The following is a 14,666-nucleotide window of genomic DNA, read 5'->3' on the forward strand; positions in this document are numbered from 1 at the left end:
TTTGATTGTAACGTAAAATTGCGAAGATGCACGTAGTTTTCTATGAGCATACGTTACAAATTCTTATTAATACTCAGCGTGAGTCAAATTCTTCTTGTGATCGCACTCACAACTAGTTTTGCCTATCTTTTACAATCGGTAAAAAACATCCCTCAAACCCAACGAGCAGAAGACTTATCTCGGAATTTTCAAAGAGAACTCGAGTTCAAAGAAGAAAAACTCAGACTATTATTGGAAGAAATTACATTTAATGCCAGGACAAGGGAAATCTTAGAAAAAGGTTTAAATGATCGCCAAGTTTTACAAAGAGAACTTCCTTATTTGCAGCAGATCTTAAAACGGTATGGTCTTTCCATTTTTGAATTAGGGGATCACCAAGGAAAAGTTGTGTTTCGAGTCCACAGACCAAAGGACTTTGGTGACGATAAAAAAAATCAACCCATCATTCAAAATGCACTGAGTGGTCAAGCGACGGCTGCTTTGGAAGACGGGCATAGTGGGCTTGGGTTTCGATTGGCAGCACCACTCTTTGGACGTGGCACAATCCTTATTGGTCAAGTAGTTGATGATAATTTTACCAAAACCATCTCCAAGGACAACCGGATCCATTTAGCAATTTTCCAAGAAGGAAAAGTGAAAACCGTTGGTTCCGATATGATCCGAATGGTGATGAATGATCATCCAAATTTACTCCTCGAAGAACAACGATTTCATTTTCAGGACAAACCTTATTATTTAGTCAAAATTCCCTATATCGGAAGTTCCCAATCCATCAAACAATTGGTTTTCCATGTGATAATTGATGAAAACGAAGTAGAATCTAAGACATGGAAGATTTGGTCTTTTTTTGTTGTCGCATCACTTGTATTATGTGGTGTCATCTTTTTGATTTCCTTTTTGTTCTCTAGAGATATGGTGGAAGCAATTAAACTTCTCACTTCTGCCATGGTGGACTTAGACCAATGGAAACCGGAAACATTACCAACACACAGAAGTGATGAAATCGGGCAAATGGGTAGAGTGTTTGTCGAAATGAAAGAAGAGTTGGCAGAACACCAAAACCATTTGGAAGAGATGGTCAACCAAAGGACAAGGGAGCTGAATGATACCTTGTCTGAAATGCAAAAGATGCAAGAAAAACAAGATGGTGATTATTTTTTAACATCACTTCTCATCAAACCACTCAAAGGTTCATTTGCTAAATCGGAAACGGTTTCCATAAAAATTTTTGAAAGACAAATGAAACAGTTTCAGTTTCGCAATAAACATTCAGAGATTGGTGGTGACTTGTCTGTCTCTGATTCCATTTATTTGATGGGGAAAAAATATACAGTATTTTTGAATGCTGATGCGATGGGTAAATCCATCCAAGGGGCAGGTGGTGCACTTGTGATGGGAACCGTTTTTAAATCCATCATCACACGTACACAGAAACTCCGATACATGCAAGACCGCCACCCCGAACGTTGGTTAAAGGAATGTTTCCAAGAAGTTCACAATGTATTTATCAGTTTTGATGGCCATATGTTACTCTCTGCAATTTTGGGATTGGTGGATGAGGAAACAGGGACATTGTATTATATCAATGCAGAACATCCATGGATTGTTTTATATCGGGATGGAGTGGCAAGTTTCTTAGAAAACGAACATTCTTTACGTAAGATTGGTTTTACCGAAATGAGTGGAGATGAAGTTGTCATTCAAATTTATCCCTTACGGCCTGGTGATGTTTTGATTTTGGGATCTGATGGTCGAGATGATTTGTTTGTCGGTCATTCTGGTGGCAATCGAATGATCAATGATGATGAAACTGTATTCCTTCGCCATGTCACAGAGGGTGGTGGTGATTTGGCTGAGATCTGTCGTGTGATGATGTTATTCGGTGAACTAACTGATGATTTGAGTCTCATGAGGATTTCTTTTTTAGAGGAAGTAACCTTTGCTGCCAAAGAATCCACTAAAAACAATGTATACTATAAAATGTTAGGGGAAGGGATCCAGTCATATCGAGATGGAGAATGGAACAACGCCATTTATGCTTTGGAACTTGCTTTGGAATCAGAACCAGATGATTTGTATTGTTTACGAGAACTTTCAAAGCTCCATATGAAATCAAAAGATTATGAAAAGGCGATTGTTCTCGCCAATCGATATCTACAACTGAATCCAGGCGATACAGACTTTTTATTTTACATCGCGTATGCACACAAACAAAAACGTGATTTTGTTTTGGCAACAGACTATGCGGAAAGGCTGCGTTACCGAGATCCAAAAAATTTCAATAACTTACTATTGTTAGCTGAAATACTGATGCATCGCAGGGATATTGAACGATCCAAAGAAGTATTACTTGCCTTACAAGAAATGGCACCAGAAAATCCAAAATTATTAAAACTCAAAAACTTTTGGAAAAAAATGGTTACAACATCAGTTACTTGATAGTAGTGATTGCTAACTGAAGATCAATTCGCGAATGGAATTAGGGTTCAAAGGAATGGATAGCTTCTTCTGTTGATTCAAAAATCTGGATCACAGAGGAGATTTTGGAAATTCGAAAAATTTGACGGATGGTTTTGGATACATTCACGATCCTAAGTCCTCCGCCTAATTCTGTTAGTTTGTCATTGAGTGACATGATGAGTCCAAATCCAGAAGAGTCGATAAAACTGACTCCTTCCAAATCAAAAATGAAACGATGTTCGGATTGGGACGCAGATTCTTTGATCCTTTCCTTTAAGATACCGGCATTTAACATATCTAAGTTGCCAAATAACTTAAGGACTACAATTCCGTTAGATTTAGATTCTGTATATTCCATCGAATCGCTTAGAGAATAGCCAATTTTCCAATTTGGTCAATAGTTTAATTCACAAACTTATCCCATTTTTCTTCTACGGAGATGGTTCGTAAGATCCGCCAGATCAGTTTGGATCCATTTTCGGAATTGGTCATAATGACGACTCCATACCCTTTTTCCGCATTGAAGATGGTAAGCGACTTATGTCCCTTTGTGTGCCCCCCATGGAAGAAATATTCGGTTTTTCCAGTCCGATTCAAAAAGAATCCATGAGCGACAAGGGCATGAACCGTTAAACTGGCTGCACTCATCTTGGGGGAGAGCAGGTATTCAGCAGATTCTTTGCTTAAAAAATCAGAACGACCACGTTTTGCTTTTGCAACTTCATTGAATACCAAACCGACTTCTTCTGGTGTTGTCCAAAGGCCACCTGAGGAGAGTTCCGGTGTTACGAATTTCTTTTCAGGTAAAAGATTTCCTAATTCATCGTAACCATCACAACGATCATCTGCTTCTGTTAGATTCTGTCGAAATGTACTTCGTTTCATCTGTAAAGGTTGGAATACTATTTCTTCCATCAGTTTTGGGAATGGTTTTCCCGTACGTTCTGTTAGGATTTCTTGAACGATGCTATAACCACCACCAGAATATCTGGATTTGGTGCCTGGTTTATAATACAATTTTAATCCGTTCCCTTTGGAAACATTTGTATCTTTCAAATCTTTTAGATGTTTTTTACCAGAGTTGATCGGGTCATCCCAATTTCCTTTTTCAGTGAGTCCACTTGTATGGGAGAGAAGTAAATCCAAATTGACCATACTTCTTTTTTTGTCTTTGGGAACGGACACTTTGTACTGTTTTAGTTTCCCAATCCAATTGGAATACAAATCTAGTTGTCCCGATTCTACCAAACGTAAGGTAGCAGTGGCTGTCATTGTTTTAGAAAGGGAACCTGCACGAAACAAGGTTTGTTGTGACTTTGTTCCATACATTTTTTTCCAACTTAAGGAATAGTTTTTAAAAACAGCAATTCCGAGGGATGGAACCTTTTCTTCTTTCATCAGTTCTTCAATAGAAACTTCGTTTGGAGAACTTGTCTTTTTTTTGAGGTTTAGTTTTTTAGCGGCAAAGATGATCTCAGTTAAAATAGATTTTATCGAAGAAAGGTCTCCTTTACTGGCTCCATAGGGACTCACCACGGAAATAAAAATTCTACTTTTGAGATCGTGGTAAAGGAAATTGGATATTCCCTTTTTTTTCCCATAAGACCAATAAAAATAATCACCTACATAGACTCCTTCTCCAAATGAGATAGGATCTTCGGCAATGGCATCAGCTAACACCGTTTTTTTGAGAATGGAATCCCTTGCGTCTTTCGAAATTCGTTTTGTGTTTCGAATGGATTCAACAAATAATAATAAGTCTTCCGGTGTACTTAAGATTCCACTGTTTCCTAAGAGTGGGTCATTTGTATCCACAGAAGAATGTTTCATCTCCAGTGGATCAAAAATTTCTGCTTTGATGACCGTCGCGTATGATTTGGAGGTGATGGTTTCTATGATATATGCTAAAAACAAATAATCCAATCGGCTATACTTCCAATATTCGCCTGGTGTGAAGTTTGGTTTGCTATTGGATTCGATGAATGCTTTTTTGATCTCTTCTCGTTTTAAATTTGATTTTTCAGAATCAAAGTTGGGTAAAAATTCTATGATTTTGGGTAACCCAGAAGTATGTCGTAACAAGTGTTCGATTGTTGTTTTGGAATGAGGAAACCAGGGGATGTATTTTTTTACCGGATCTTTAAGCGAAATTTTTTTCTCTTCGACTAGTTTGTGAATGAGAAAGGTTGTGAAAAGCTTAGAAGATTCGCCAAGAGGGAAGTTGTGTTTTTTAAAGAGTTGAGAACGTTTTTTCCTTTTTCCCGTCGTAATGGTTTCACGAAATAAAACGGTATCATCTTGTGAGATGAAAACAACACCTTGGAAACCTTCTTGTTTGATCCTTTTTCGAATTTTTTCTTTGGTCTCTTCTGAAAAAGAACCAATCCCATCTTCCGAACAGTGAACCAATAAAAAACTGAACAGAAGAAAGGTAAAAATCCGATGTTTCATACGAAAGGAGAAGATTAATTTCTAAGGATTAGACTAGGGTGATATCCTTCTGGTGCTTGGAATCCCAATAAATCCATCATGGTTGCAGCAACGTTTGCAAGTCCCTTTTCTTCTAATTTTGCATTCAGTTGGATTTTCCCTTTTGGGTCATAGAGTACAAATTGTACGGGATTTAGGGTGTGGCTTGTTTTCGGAACAGGTTTTCCGTCTTTTGCCGTTTGTGCATTTCCCTTTTTGTCCAATTGGTACATCTCATCCGCATTCCCATGATCTGCTGTGATACAAAGAACTGTGTTTGTTTCATCACAGATTTTTTTGATACGATCGAGACAAAGGTCCAAATACTCCAAACCTTTTACAGTGGCATCCATGTTTCCTGTATGGCCCACCATGTCCCCATTTGCATAATTTACGCGTAAAAAAGGAAACTTATGGGATGTAAGGGCAAGCACTAGGTTATCTGTAATTTCTTTGGCTTTCATTTCCGGTTTTTGGTCAAACGGAATGATGTCCGATTTCACTTCTTCATAGGTCTCGATCGTTTGGTTAAAATAACCAGAACGGTTCCCATTCCAAAAAAAGGTAACATGTCCATACTTTTGTGTTTCCGAAAGTGCGTATTGAGCAATCCCTTCGTTCGCAAAGTATTCTCCCATGGTACGGTCAATGGCTGGTGGAGCGACTAAGTATTGTTTGGGGATGAATAGATCTCCGTCATATTGCATCATTCCTGCAAATTCAACTTTAGGAAATCGTTTTCGGTTGAGGTGTGATAGGTTTTCTTCGGTAAAGGCTCTTGAAATTTCAATGGCCCTGTCCCCTCTAAAGTTAAAAAACACAACCGAATCATTGTCTAAAATTTTACCAACGGGAGTTCCATTTTTGTCACCGATCACAAATCCTGGAAGGTATTGGTCAATGACGGACGGATTTTCTGTGCGGAATGATTCAATGGCAACTTTTGCAGAAGGAAAGATTCTTCCTTCTCCTTCCACGTGATGATTCCATCCACGTTCCACCATCGACCAATCCGCATCATAACGGTCCATGGTTAATTCCATACGACCACCACCCGATGCGATTTGAATATCAACACCGGAACTTCTATGAGAATCTAAATAAGTTTCAAAAGGGATTAAATAGTCTAACGCTGATTTTTCGGGAACATCTCTTCCATCGAGTAAAAGATGGAGTCTGATTTTTTTTACATTTTCTTGGATTGCTTGGTTGATGAGGGCTTTTAAGTGATCGATATGGCTGTGTACGTTTCCATCTGAAAAAAGACCGATGAAATGAAACGTGGAAGAATGAGACGAACAATTGGTGACCATTTTTTTCCAAATGGGTCCTTGGAACAAACTTCCATTTTCTATGGATTGGGAAACAAGTTTGGCTCCTTGGTCAAAGATGCGACCCGATCCAAGAACGTTATGTCCTACTTCTGAGTTTCCCATGTCCTCATCGCTTGGCATACCCACAGCGGTTCCATGTGCTTTTAATAAAACAGTTGGATGGTTTTTCCAAAATCCTTTTAACACAGGCATATTGGCTTTTGCAACAGCATTGCCGTTTTCAAATCCTTTTTCTGTATAACCCACTCCATCTAGAACGATGAGTAAAACTTGTTTGGTAAGTGGTCCTTCTGGATGTTTTTTAAGAGTTAACATAAATTAGATTCCCCTGTCTTTTTCCATTTTGAAAATTAGGGAAGATTTTGCAACTGGAAGATATCAAATGGAGTTAGTTCAACAGAACTGGGAATTGGGTTGAGTAATGCATTGCCAATGTTCGTATCAAAAACATAAATTCCTGGTCTCGAAAAATCGGTGGAACCCACGAGTAATTTTCCTTCGTTTGTGAGTAACAACCCTGATAAACTAATTCCAATATTGCCTGGAATTTGTAAGAGAGTCCCTAGTTTTTCTCCTGTGCGTGGGCGAAACACTTGGATGGTTTTGTTGAATCCAGAATCTAAAACAGAAGCATATCCGAACTCTTCGTTTTTGATTTGAAAGGATAAAATATCACCACCAGCCACGTCTTCCGCATACAATCGATTCGGATGAAATTGTCTTGTACTCAAACGGAAGGCAATGATTCCCGCATCAATTTGGGAAAGAAAACCGACCCTGCCCACACAGGAAAAAACCAAATAGGTTTCTCCAAACAAAAATATCTTTTGGATTTTGGAACTAGGATTGCGATAAGGTAAGGTATAGATCGCTTTGATCTGATTTAAGTCCATATCTACTTCTACCAGGAAAGAATCTGAGTTAGGTGGTAGATATCCAGATACATCATTTCGATCTAATCTTTGTAATAAGACAAACAAACTCGATCCGTCTTGGATCATATAAGATGCTTCCACAGAAGCATCAGGGATTCCAGAGGTAGAAAAAGTTTCTCTGAGAGAAGTAAACGATACACCTCCCACTTTGACTCCCGAACTGCGGCTATAAATCGCAAGTTCATCTGCATTGTACAAACTGATGAAATATTTATCATTCCAAACAGCTATGTCTTGTGGATTTTTTCCTTGGCCAACACTAAACTCTTGTTCGGTGAAAAAGCCAAGTTGTGGGTTTAAAACTTGGATGGAATCACGATTGAGCCTATTGATAATAAATACTCTGTCATTGGAATAACGTCCCACGGCATCAGAATGGATGGGCACAGAAGTGGGAAACGTAGTAAAGGAATTGGGTTCAAAGGTTTTGAATCTTCCTCCACTGGCAAAGTCAGAAGTGACAACACCAACAGAAGTCGGAGATGCTGATAAAAATAAAAATTGGAATAAACTTGGTTTTTCAATTTCCAACTGACTACATTGGAACGAAAAGAAAAGGATGGGAAATATACGTAGTGCGTATATCCCGCGTAGGGCGTTGTAACTGTAATTCAAATATCGTGCAGCGAATATACGTAATGCATATATCCCGCGTTGAGGGTTGTATTTGTCTTGAAAGCTATTGGTGGTATTGGACATTAGAATCGATAACTCCCAGTCACATAATAACTTCTACCTGGTAAGGGATAGCCCACCAAATCTTCTACTCGTTTGTCTGTTAGGTTACGCACTTCAAAACCTAAAATCAATTCATTTCCCGTTTCTTTATTTTTATAAGCTGAATATTGGATATAAAGATTCCAAAATTGGCGAGCAGGTAGATAACCCAAATATTCATTGGTTCGATCTCGAAAATTGGCACCAATGTATTGGTATTCAATTCCAAATTCGGAAGTCTCATTAAAAAAGGCAAGTAAGGCACTGCCTTGACTTTTGGAACGAAGAGGGAGGTATTTACCATTTAACGCTGGTGATTCGGAGTAGTTTCTTGCATCTTGGTATGTATAATTAAAGTTAAACTTGATTCCTTTGTTCCAAATGAGATTGTGATTTGTTTCTACCCCACGAATGAAGGCCTGGTCTACGTTTTCAGGGCGCAATGTAAATTGAGAGTTTGGTAAAAACAAAATCATATCATAAATTCGTTTTTGAAAATAGGAAACATCCGATTGGATTTTCCATTGGGAATTTGGTTTTGTATGGAGATAAAAGCCAACATCACCATTCCGACTTTGTTCAGGCCTCAATTTTGTATTTCCTACAATACTTCCACGTTCCCCAAATAACTCTAAAAAACTAGGAATCCGAAAATCTTTACTAAGATTGGCAAGGGATCCAAATTCTAAATTTTCTTTTTTGATCCAAACCAGTTTGATTCCAAAACTAGGATTCGTAAAATTTTGTCTGACATAAAATACATCACTAAGTGGATCGAGAAGTTGATTTCGAACACTGGTTTCATCTTTTCCAAATCGACCGGTATACCGTTCAAAACGTACTTGTGGAACTAAAAACAATCGGTTGGAAAACAAACGGATTTCATCTTGGAAGGTAAAACTTTGGGTATCCCTTCTTTTTTTTGGTTCTTTTCTCTCCGTTTCATGATTGGCTCGTTTTTCGTAACGAGTAAAAAATTCTTGTTCGGTTTGGATGGAAGCTCGAAGGATTTGATGATACTCGAGCAAATACAATGTGGGAGAGATTTGAAATCCATATTGATTTGTTTTTGTAAATGCATTAGGAGTTCCAAAACTGAATTCTGATTTGGGGTCAAACAAATCATCTTTCGCAAAATTCCCATAGGTTTTGGTTTCTAAAGTCAAATTTGTAAATAAAAACTCATTGGTTTCTGTGGTGAGAGCGGAAGATAGTTTACTAAACACTCTGCCAACAGAACTGGTTTGTCTATTCCCAGGACCAGGTAACCCTTGTTTTCTGTGGATATAATCGTTTAAAAAGTTGATTTTGGTTTTGTCCAACACAAAGGAAAGATTGCCTGTGAATCCAGTTTTCCGAAACTGAGCATTCTTTCGTTCGTCGATGGTATCATCATAGGTATTAAATAATACGGTTCCTTTGTTATTTAAGTAAGCAAAGTTTTGATCGGAAGTTTCATGTAGTGCCTGAACAAAATAAGATCCACTTGTGAATTGATCCATATGGGTAACGGTAGCTTTTGCGGTTTTAAAACTACCACCCATCAAATTCACGCGAGTGATTGGTTTTTCAATTTTGATTTTGGAAACTAAGTTGATGCTACCACCAATGGCCGATCCAGAAAAGCCCGCTGGTGTTCCTGATTTGTAAATTTCAATTTTTTCTAAATTGTCAAAAGGCAAATCCGCTAAATTGATTTCTCCACCTAACGAATTGTTGATGGGGACTCCATTCCAGTAAATTTTCGATTGGTTGGGGTTTGTTCCTCTTAGTGAAAGTGTGGAGTAAGACCCAAGTCCACCAAATTGGCGGACTCTCACACCAGCTTCGCGACTTAATACATCAGGTAGGCTCGTATAGCGAGTGTTTGATTGCTCTAAATTGATTTCTTTTTGAAAGCCAGTTGGATTTTTGCTAAAATTTGTATTTTTGGAGGTGGAATCTACATTGGCTTTGATTTCGACCGCATCTCCTTCCTTGGCAGACGAGGCCTGAGCGAATACCATTTGGGGGCCGAGAAGGAAACAGAGGAATAAAATGGATTTGGATTGGGAAATCATGAAGGCGTTTTTTCTCGGTACCTTGCCAAACTGGAATAGGAAAATTGAGTGTCAATTCCCTAAAGGAAAAAAGCATTGGTATCATGAGACATTACGACGTATTCGGCGTAGGGAACGCCCTGGTAGATATCATTGCCTTTATTGCTCCCAATTTTTTACAAAAACAAAATATTACCAAAGGTGTGATGACCTTAGTGGACGAAACAAGACAAGGCCAAATCCTTGCTGACCTTCACGATGAGAAAAAGGAATTACGCTCTGGTGGAAGTGCCGCAAACACCATGATCGCCATTGCCAATTCTGGTGGAACTTGCTGTTATACGGGAAAGGTCACTCATGATACTTATGGTGAATTTTATAAAAAAGATATGGAAGAGGCCGGAGTTTTATTTGAAACCACTCCTGACAAAAACGGACACACTGGCACATGTGTTGTCCTCACCACTCCTGATGCAGAACGTACCATGTTAACCAATCTTGCGATTTCGACATCACTTGGTCCCAATGACATCGATGTGGAAAACTTAAAAAAAAGTAAGTACGTGTATGTAGAAGGATATTTGTGGGATGGAGATTCCACAAAAAAAGCAAGTGAGCTCACAATGAAACTTGCGAAGGAAAACAAAATCAAAGTTTCCTTTACCTATAGCGATCCATTTTGTGTCAATCGTTCCAGAGACGAATTCATTCACCTAACAAAAGAATATGTGGATGTAGTTTTTTGCAATTCTGAAGAAGGACTTGCTTTAAGTGGAAAAAACACTGCAGAAGAAGCGGTAAAATATATCTCCACACTTTGTCCTTTGGTGTTTATGACTGCAGGAAAAGATGGAGCCTACGTGGCTGAAAATGGAAAAATTACATTAGTTCCTGGATTTCCGGTGAAACCAATTGATACCACGGGAGCAGGGGATGCTTTTGCTGCGGGAGTATTGTATGGACTCACACAAGGATATTCGGCACAAAAATCAGCAAGATGGGGAAACTACGTGGCTTCTCGCATTGTTTGTGAAGTAGGACCAAGGCTATCTGTAAAACTTATGGGACGCCAAGAAGAAATTTTAGCTGGGTTCCAAGACAAATAAATCTTAAGATTATTTTTTATGAAAATCCGACCATAAGGTTTGGATTTTTTCTGAAATTTCAAGTGGGGCAAAGGGTTTTTCAATCACACCGATGCCCCCTCTTTTTTGGTATTCCAAAATTTCATTCTTTAACACACGTGATGTGATAAAAGCAACTGGGATCTCTTTGGTTTCCGGAAAAATTTTTAATTCTTCAATGAGTTCCATCCCATTCATACCAGGCATCAGTACATCAAGTAAAATTAAATCTGGTTGTAAGATGATTGCTTTTTGTAAACCCTCAGGACCCGTTTTAGCAAAACTTACCTCATAACTGGAGTTAAATGCCAAAGCAATTCGTAAGATCTCCACAATATCTTCTTCATCTTCTACGATTAAAACATGTTGTAAAGGAGGGAGGGTCATTGATTCATCCCAACTGGAATTTGGCCTGGTTTCACAGCAGGTAATTCGATGGTAAATACAGTGCCTGAATCGTCAGAAAAAAAGTAAATCTTACCATTCATGGCTTCCACAAACCCTTTGGTAATGGAAAGTCCAAGCCCCGAACCTCCCACTAGTTTGTCTTTAGGAGGAGCTCCTTGTGCAAATCGGTGAAAAAGCCTTGGTGCAAAATTGGGATCGATGCCAGGCCCATTGTCTTTGATGAGAATTTTTGCCTTTGTTTCCTCTGTTTGCACAGAGATAGTCACTTCCGAAAACTTTGGAGTGTATTTGACCGCGTTGGAAATCAAATTCGTGATACAGTGATTCAATCGATCTTCGTCGACATAAACACTTGTTTGTGGGAAATTAGAGTCAAAATTCAAAAGGACATGGTATTGTTCGGCAAAAGTACGCATTCCATCTACGGATGTTTGTAGGATTTCTCCCAGTTGGTAGGTTCTAAATTTGAAATTGATATTGCCAGAATCCAAAGCTTCAATGTCGAGTAAGTCGGTGACAAAACGAACAAGTCTTTGTGTGTTTTTCCGACAAATATTCAGAAGGGACTTGGTTTGGTTAGAAACTTCACCTGCAACTCCTGCGAGTAATAAATCAATAGAGCCCTTAATGGAAGTTAGGGGAGTTCGGAGTTCATGGCTCACTAAACTAATGAATTCATTTTTTAATGCTTCTGCTTTTTTCCGTTCGGTGATATTTCTGATAATGGCAAGTGCATCTACTTCACCGGTTTTTGTAAACCTTGCTTCAAAACATTTTTCCCCATCGGAATCTTGAAGGGAGTACTCAACCGTTTTAGTTTCACCCAAATCAATCACATGTTCCAAAATGGATTGGATTTCCTCTAACTTATTGTGTGGGAAAATTTCTTTGATGTTCGAGTAACGAAGGTTTGTGTCTTTGTTTTTACAATCCCAACCAGTGAAATGAGGGAACTCTTTATGATTGATGGTTTGTCCATTTCTGTGGATTCCATACAGGGAATCAGGCAAAGCATTCAGGATGGTTTTGTTTTTCGTGATGATTTGGCTAAATTCGTCTTTTGCATTTTTTTCCTGAGTGACTTCTGTGGCAATGATGATGGTGAAATTTTCCTGCGGGAACACTTGCATATCATACCAACCCATCTCCTCAAAAAATGTTTCTTCCGAACGAAAGGTTTTTTTCCCTTCAATTGCTGCCACCAATTGATTCCCAAATTCGATGGTTTTTAAAACTGGAAATAAATTCCAAATGTTTTGTCCTAACATTTCTTCTGCGGGTTTTCCTGCCATTTCCACCCCTTTGGCATTGACATAGGTGTAATTTCCATCCATGTCTAAGACAAAAACCGCATTCGTCCGAGTTTCTAGGATTTTGTCAAAGTATTGTGGGACAAAATTATGCCAATTTTCGCCTAGAAGTTGCTTTGCATCAAAAAAGCTCGCTTCATCCTTGAAAAAGCTTTTGATTTTTTCCAGAAATTCATTCATAGGTGCAGGTATACGAAAACTAAACCAAAGTTATGATACAAGTCAGCAATTTATCCAAATTTTACGGTGAAAAACGAGCCATCTCAGGTCTCAATTTTAAATTAGAAAAAGGTGAAATTGTGGGTCTTCTTGGCCTGAACGGCGCAGGAAAAACCACAACGATCCGAATCCTCACGGGGTATTTGATCCCTAGTGCGGGAGATGCTTCCATTGATGGAAAGTCCATTTTTGATTTTCCGTTGGAAGCAAAACAAAAGATCGGATACCTTCCGGAAACACCTCCTCTCTATGAGGATATGACAATATCCGAATACCTTCAATTTGTTGGTAGAATCAAAAAAATTGAAGATGCTAAACTCACATCGGAAATAGAGAAGGTCATTGAAAAAACAAATCTAGGTCACGTGAAAGACAAACTCATTGGAACTTTATCCCTTGGGTATCGCAAACGGGTGGGAATTGCACAAGCCATCCTCGGAGATCCTGAAATTGTGATTATGGATGAACCTATCTCGGGCCTTGATCCAAAACAAATCGTGGAAATCCGAAGCCTGATCCGAAGTTTGGCGGGCAACCATACAGTTCTCATTTCGAGCCATATCCTCACGGAGATTTACAAAACTTGTGATAAATTTTTGTTCCTCCACAAAGGAAGTTTGAAACAAGAACTTTCTCTTTCCAGGCTAGAGGAAGAGATGAACCGACTTGCAGGTTGGGAAGTAGGACTTTCTGGTAAACCAAAACTTGAGTTAATTCAGTTTATGAATTCGGTGTTAGTCGAATCGGAAACAGTTACCGAAATGGGAACAAATAAAGAGGAAGAAATGTTTATGGTGCGCACATCAAATCCAAAACAATTCAAAGAATCTTTGTTTTCAAAGGCATTGTCATCTGGGATTCAAATTGAATCCTTAAAAAAACAAGAAGTATCTCTCGAACAGATTTTTATGGAGAAAATATGAACTGGCAAACGGCTGTTTGGATCTATAAAAAAGAATTACGATTATTTTTTGGAACATACATGGGGCCACTTGTGTTAGGTGGAACCGCATTTTTAAATGCACTTTTTGTGATGATTCTCAATTTTAATGGTACGGCCAATTACGAAATTGCGACTTACATCACCTTTATTTCGTTTATGACAACCATCCTCATAGCGATGGTTATCATTTCCATGGGTTCCATCGTGGAAGAAAAAAATAAAGGGACTTTAGAGTTACTCTTTACTTCGCCCATTACGGATTTGGAGATTGTTTTCGGTAAATTTATGTTTGGTGTGACCGTTTGTGGGATCATCACAGTGTTTATCAATGGTTTATTTCCACTGCTATTGTATACGTTTTGGAAAGCCCCGTTTTATATGGTGGCTTCTGGAAGTATAGGAGTGTTTTTACTTGGGATTTTCACTTTCACCATTGGGATGTTTGGATCAAGTCTCGGAAAAAACCAAATGATCTCTCTACTCATTTCGGTGTTAATCATTTTAACATTATGGGTGGTGGGATATTTTTCTCATTTGTTCCAAGCAACCACAAGAAAGGTGTTATTCCACTTACATATATTTTCTCACTTTGCCGCGTTTGCCAAAGGTGTCCTACCTTTGACAGGGATTGTATTTTTCTTAAGTGGAACTTTCTTATTTTTATACTTAACCGTTAAGGTCTTGGAATCCAGGAGATGGAGAGGATAG

General features: G+C 38.6%; 11 protein-coding genes. 4 read left to right on the forward strand and 7 right to left on the reverse strand.

All coding sequences use genetic code 11. The features are described 5' to 3' along the window. The first annotated feature begins 42 nt into the window (after positions 1 to 42). Positions 43 to 2,439 (forward strand): SpoIIE family protein phosphatase, encoded by a 2,397-nt coding sequence (locus EHQ59_RS09865; protein WP_135619491.1) that lies wholly within the window; start codon positions 43 to 45, stop codon positions 2,437 to 2,439. A 40-nt stretch (positions 2,440 to 2,479) separates the two neighbouring features. On the opposite strand, the gene EHQ59_RS09870 is transcribed toward EHQ59_RS09865, so the two are convergent. The 5 genes from EHQ59_RS09870 to EHQ59_RS09890 all read right to left on the reverse strand — a co-directional run bounded on the left by EHQ59_RS09870 (position 2,480) and on the right by EHQ59_RS09890 (position 9,975). Next, positions 2,480 to 2,818, reverse strand: coding sequence for an STAS domain-containing protein (locus EHQ59_RS09870; RefSeq protein ID WP_135619492.1), 339 nt, complete (start codon positions 2,816 to 2,818; stop codon positions 2,480 to 2,482). 44 nt (positions 2,819 to 2,862) lie between these two features. Then, positions 2,863 to 4,911 carry a serine hydrolase domain-containing protein gene (locus EHQ59_RS09875; protein WP_135619493.1) on the reverse strand — a complete coding sequence of 683 codons (2,049 nt, stop codon included), beginning with the start codon at positions 4,909 to 4,911 and terminating at the stop codon, positions 2,863 to 2,865. A 14-nt stretch (positions 4,912 to 4,925) separates the two neighbouring features. After that, positions 4,926 to 6,578, reverse strand: coding sequence for a 2,3-bisphosphoglycerate-independent phosphoglycerate mutase (gene gpmI, locus EHQ59_RS09880; RefSeq protein ID WP_135619494.1), 1,653 nt, complete (start codon positions 6,576 to 6,578; stop codon positions 4,926 to 4,928). Positions 6,579 to 6,613: 35 nt separating this feature from the next. Beyond that, complete coding sequence (locus EHQ59_RS09885) at positions 6,614 to 7,729, reverse strand: hypothetical protein (RefSeq protein ID WP_244245476.1); 1,116 nt, start codon at positions 7,727 to 7,729, stop codon at positions 6,614 to 6,616. A gap of 167 nt (positions 7,730 to 7,896) precedes the next feature. After that, positions 7,897 to 9,975: a TonB-dependent receptor plug domain-containing protein gene (locus EHQ59_RS09890; protein ID WP_135619495.1), complete on the reverse strand. Its 2,079-nt coding sequence runs from the start codon at positions 9,973 to 9,975 to the stop codon at positions 7,897 to 7,899. Between the two features lie 83 nt (positions 9,976 to 10,058). Between EHQ59_RS09890 and EHQ59_RS09895 the strand changes: the two genes are divergently transcribed. Then, positions 10,059 to 11,060, forward strand: a complete 1,002-nt coding sequence (locus EHQ59_RS09895) for an adenosine kinase (RefSeq protein ID WP_167481396.1) — start codon at positions 10,059 to 10,061, stop codon at positions 11,058 to 11,060. A 9-nt stretch (positions 11,061 to 11,069) separates the two neighbouring features. On the opposite strand, the gene EHQ59_RS09900 is transcribed toward EHQ59_RS09895, so the two are convergent. Together EHQ59_RS09900 and EHQ59_RS09905 are read right to left on the reverse strand one after the other, a co-directional pair. Then, positions 11,070 to 11,465: a response regulator gene (locus EHQ59_RS09900; RefSeq protein ID WP_135619496.1), complete on the reverse strand. Its 396-nt coding sequence runs from the start codon at positions 11,463 to 11,465 to the stop codon at positions 11,070 to 11,072. Further along, positions 11,462 to 12,976 carry a PAS domain-containing sensor histidine kinase gene (locus EHQ59_RS09905; protein ID WP_135619497.1) on the reverse strand — a complete coding sequence of 505 codons (1,515 nt, stop codon included), beginning with the start codon at positions 12,974 to 12,976 and terminating at the stop codon, positions 11,462 to 11,464. The genes EHQ59_RS09900 and EHQ59_RS09905 overlap by 4 nt, the downstream gene beginning before the upstream one ends. A 32-nt stretch (positions 12,977 to 13,008) precedes the next feature. Between EHQ59_RS09905 and EHQ59_RS09910 the strand changes: the two genes are divergently transcribed. Further along, entirely contained in the window at positions 13,009 to 13,938 is a 930-nt protein-coding gene (locus EHQ59_RS09910; RefSeq protein ID WP_135619498.1) for an ABC transporter ATP-binding protein, read from the forward strand. Beyond that, entirely contained in the window at positions 13,935 to 14,666 is a 732-nt protein-coding gene (locus EHQ59_RS09915; RefSeq protein ID WP_135619499.1) for an ABC transporter permease, read from the forward strand. Before EHQ59_RS09910 ends, EHQ59_RS09915 begins: the two co-directional genes overlap by 4 nt.

Source organism: Leptospira kemamanensis (genome assembly GCF_004769665.1).
Lineage (GTDB): Bacteria > Spirochaetota > Leptospiria > Leptospirales > Leptospiraceae > Leptospira_A > Leptospira_A kemamanensis.

Coding starts and splice junctions, on each gene's coding strand:
- EHQ59_RS09865 (WP_135619491.1), top strand. CDS start 43: ATGAGCATACGTTACAAATTCTTATTAATACTCAGCGTGAGTCAAATT.
- EHQ59_RS09870 (WP_135619492.1), bottom strand. CDS start 2,818: ATGGAATATACAGAATCTAAATCTAACGGAATTGTAGTCCTTAAGTTA.
- EHQ59_RS09875 (WP_135619493.1), bottom strand. CDS start 4,911: ATGAAACATCGGATTTTTACCTTTCTTCTGTTCAGTTTTTTATTGGTT.
- gpmI (WP_135619494.1), bottom strand. CDS start 6,578: ATGTTAACTCTTAAAAAACATCCAGAAGGACCACTTACCAAACAAGTT.
- EHQ59_RS09890 (WP_135619495.1), bottom strand. CDS start 9,975: ATGATTTCCCAATCCAAATCCATTTTATTCCTCTGTTTCCTTCTCGGC.
- EHQ59_RS09895 (WP_167481396.1), top strand. CDS start 10,059: ATGAGACATTACGACGTATTCGGCGTAGGGAACGCCCTGGTAGATATC.
- EHQ59_RS09900 (WP_135619496.1), bottom strand. CDS start 11,465: ATGACCCTCCCTCCTTTACAACATGTTTTAATCGTAGAAGATGAAGAA.
- EHQ59_RS09905 (WP_135619497.1), bottom strand. CDS start 12,976: ATGAATGAATTTCTGGAAAAAATCAAAAGCTTTTTCAAGGATGAAGCG.
- EHQ59_RS09910 (WP_135619498.1), top strand. CDS start 13,009: ATGATACAAGTCAGCAATTTATCCAAATTTTACGGTGAAAAACGAGCC.
- EHQ59_RS09915 (WP_135619499.1), top strand. CDS start 13,935: ATGAACTGGCAAACGGCTGTTTGGATCTATAAAAAAGAATTACGATTA.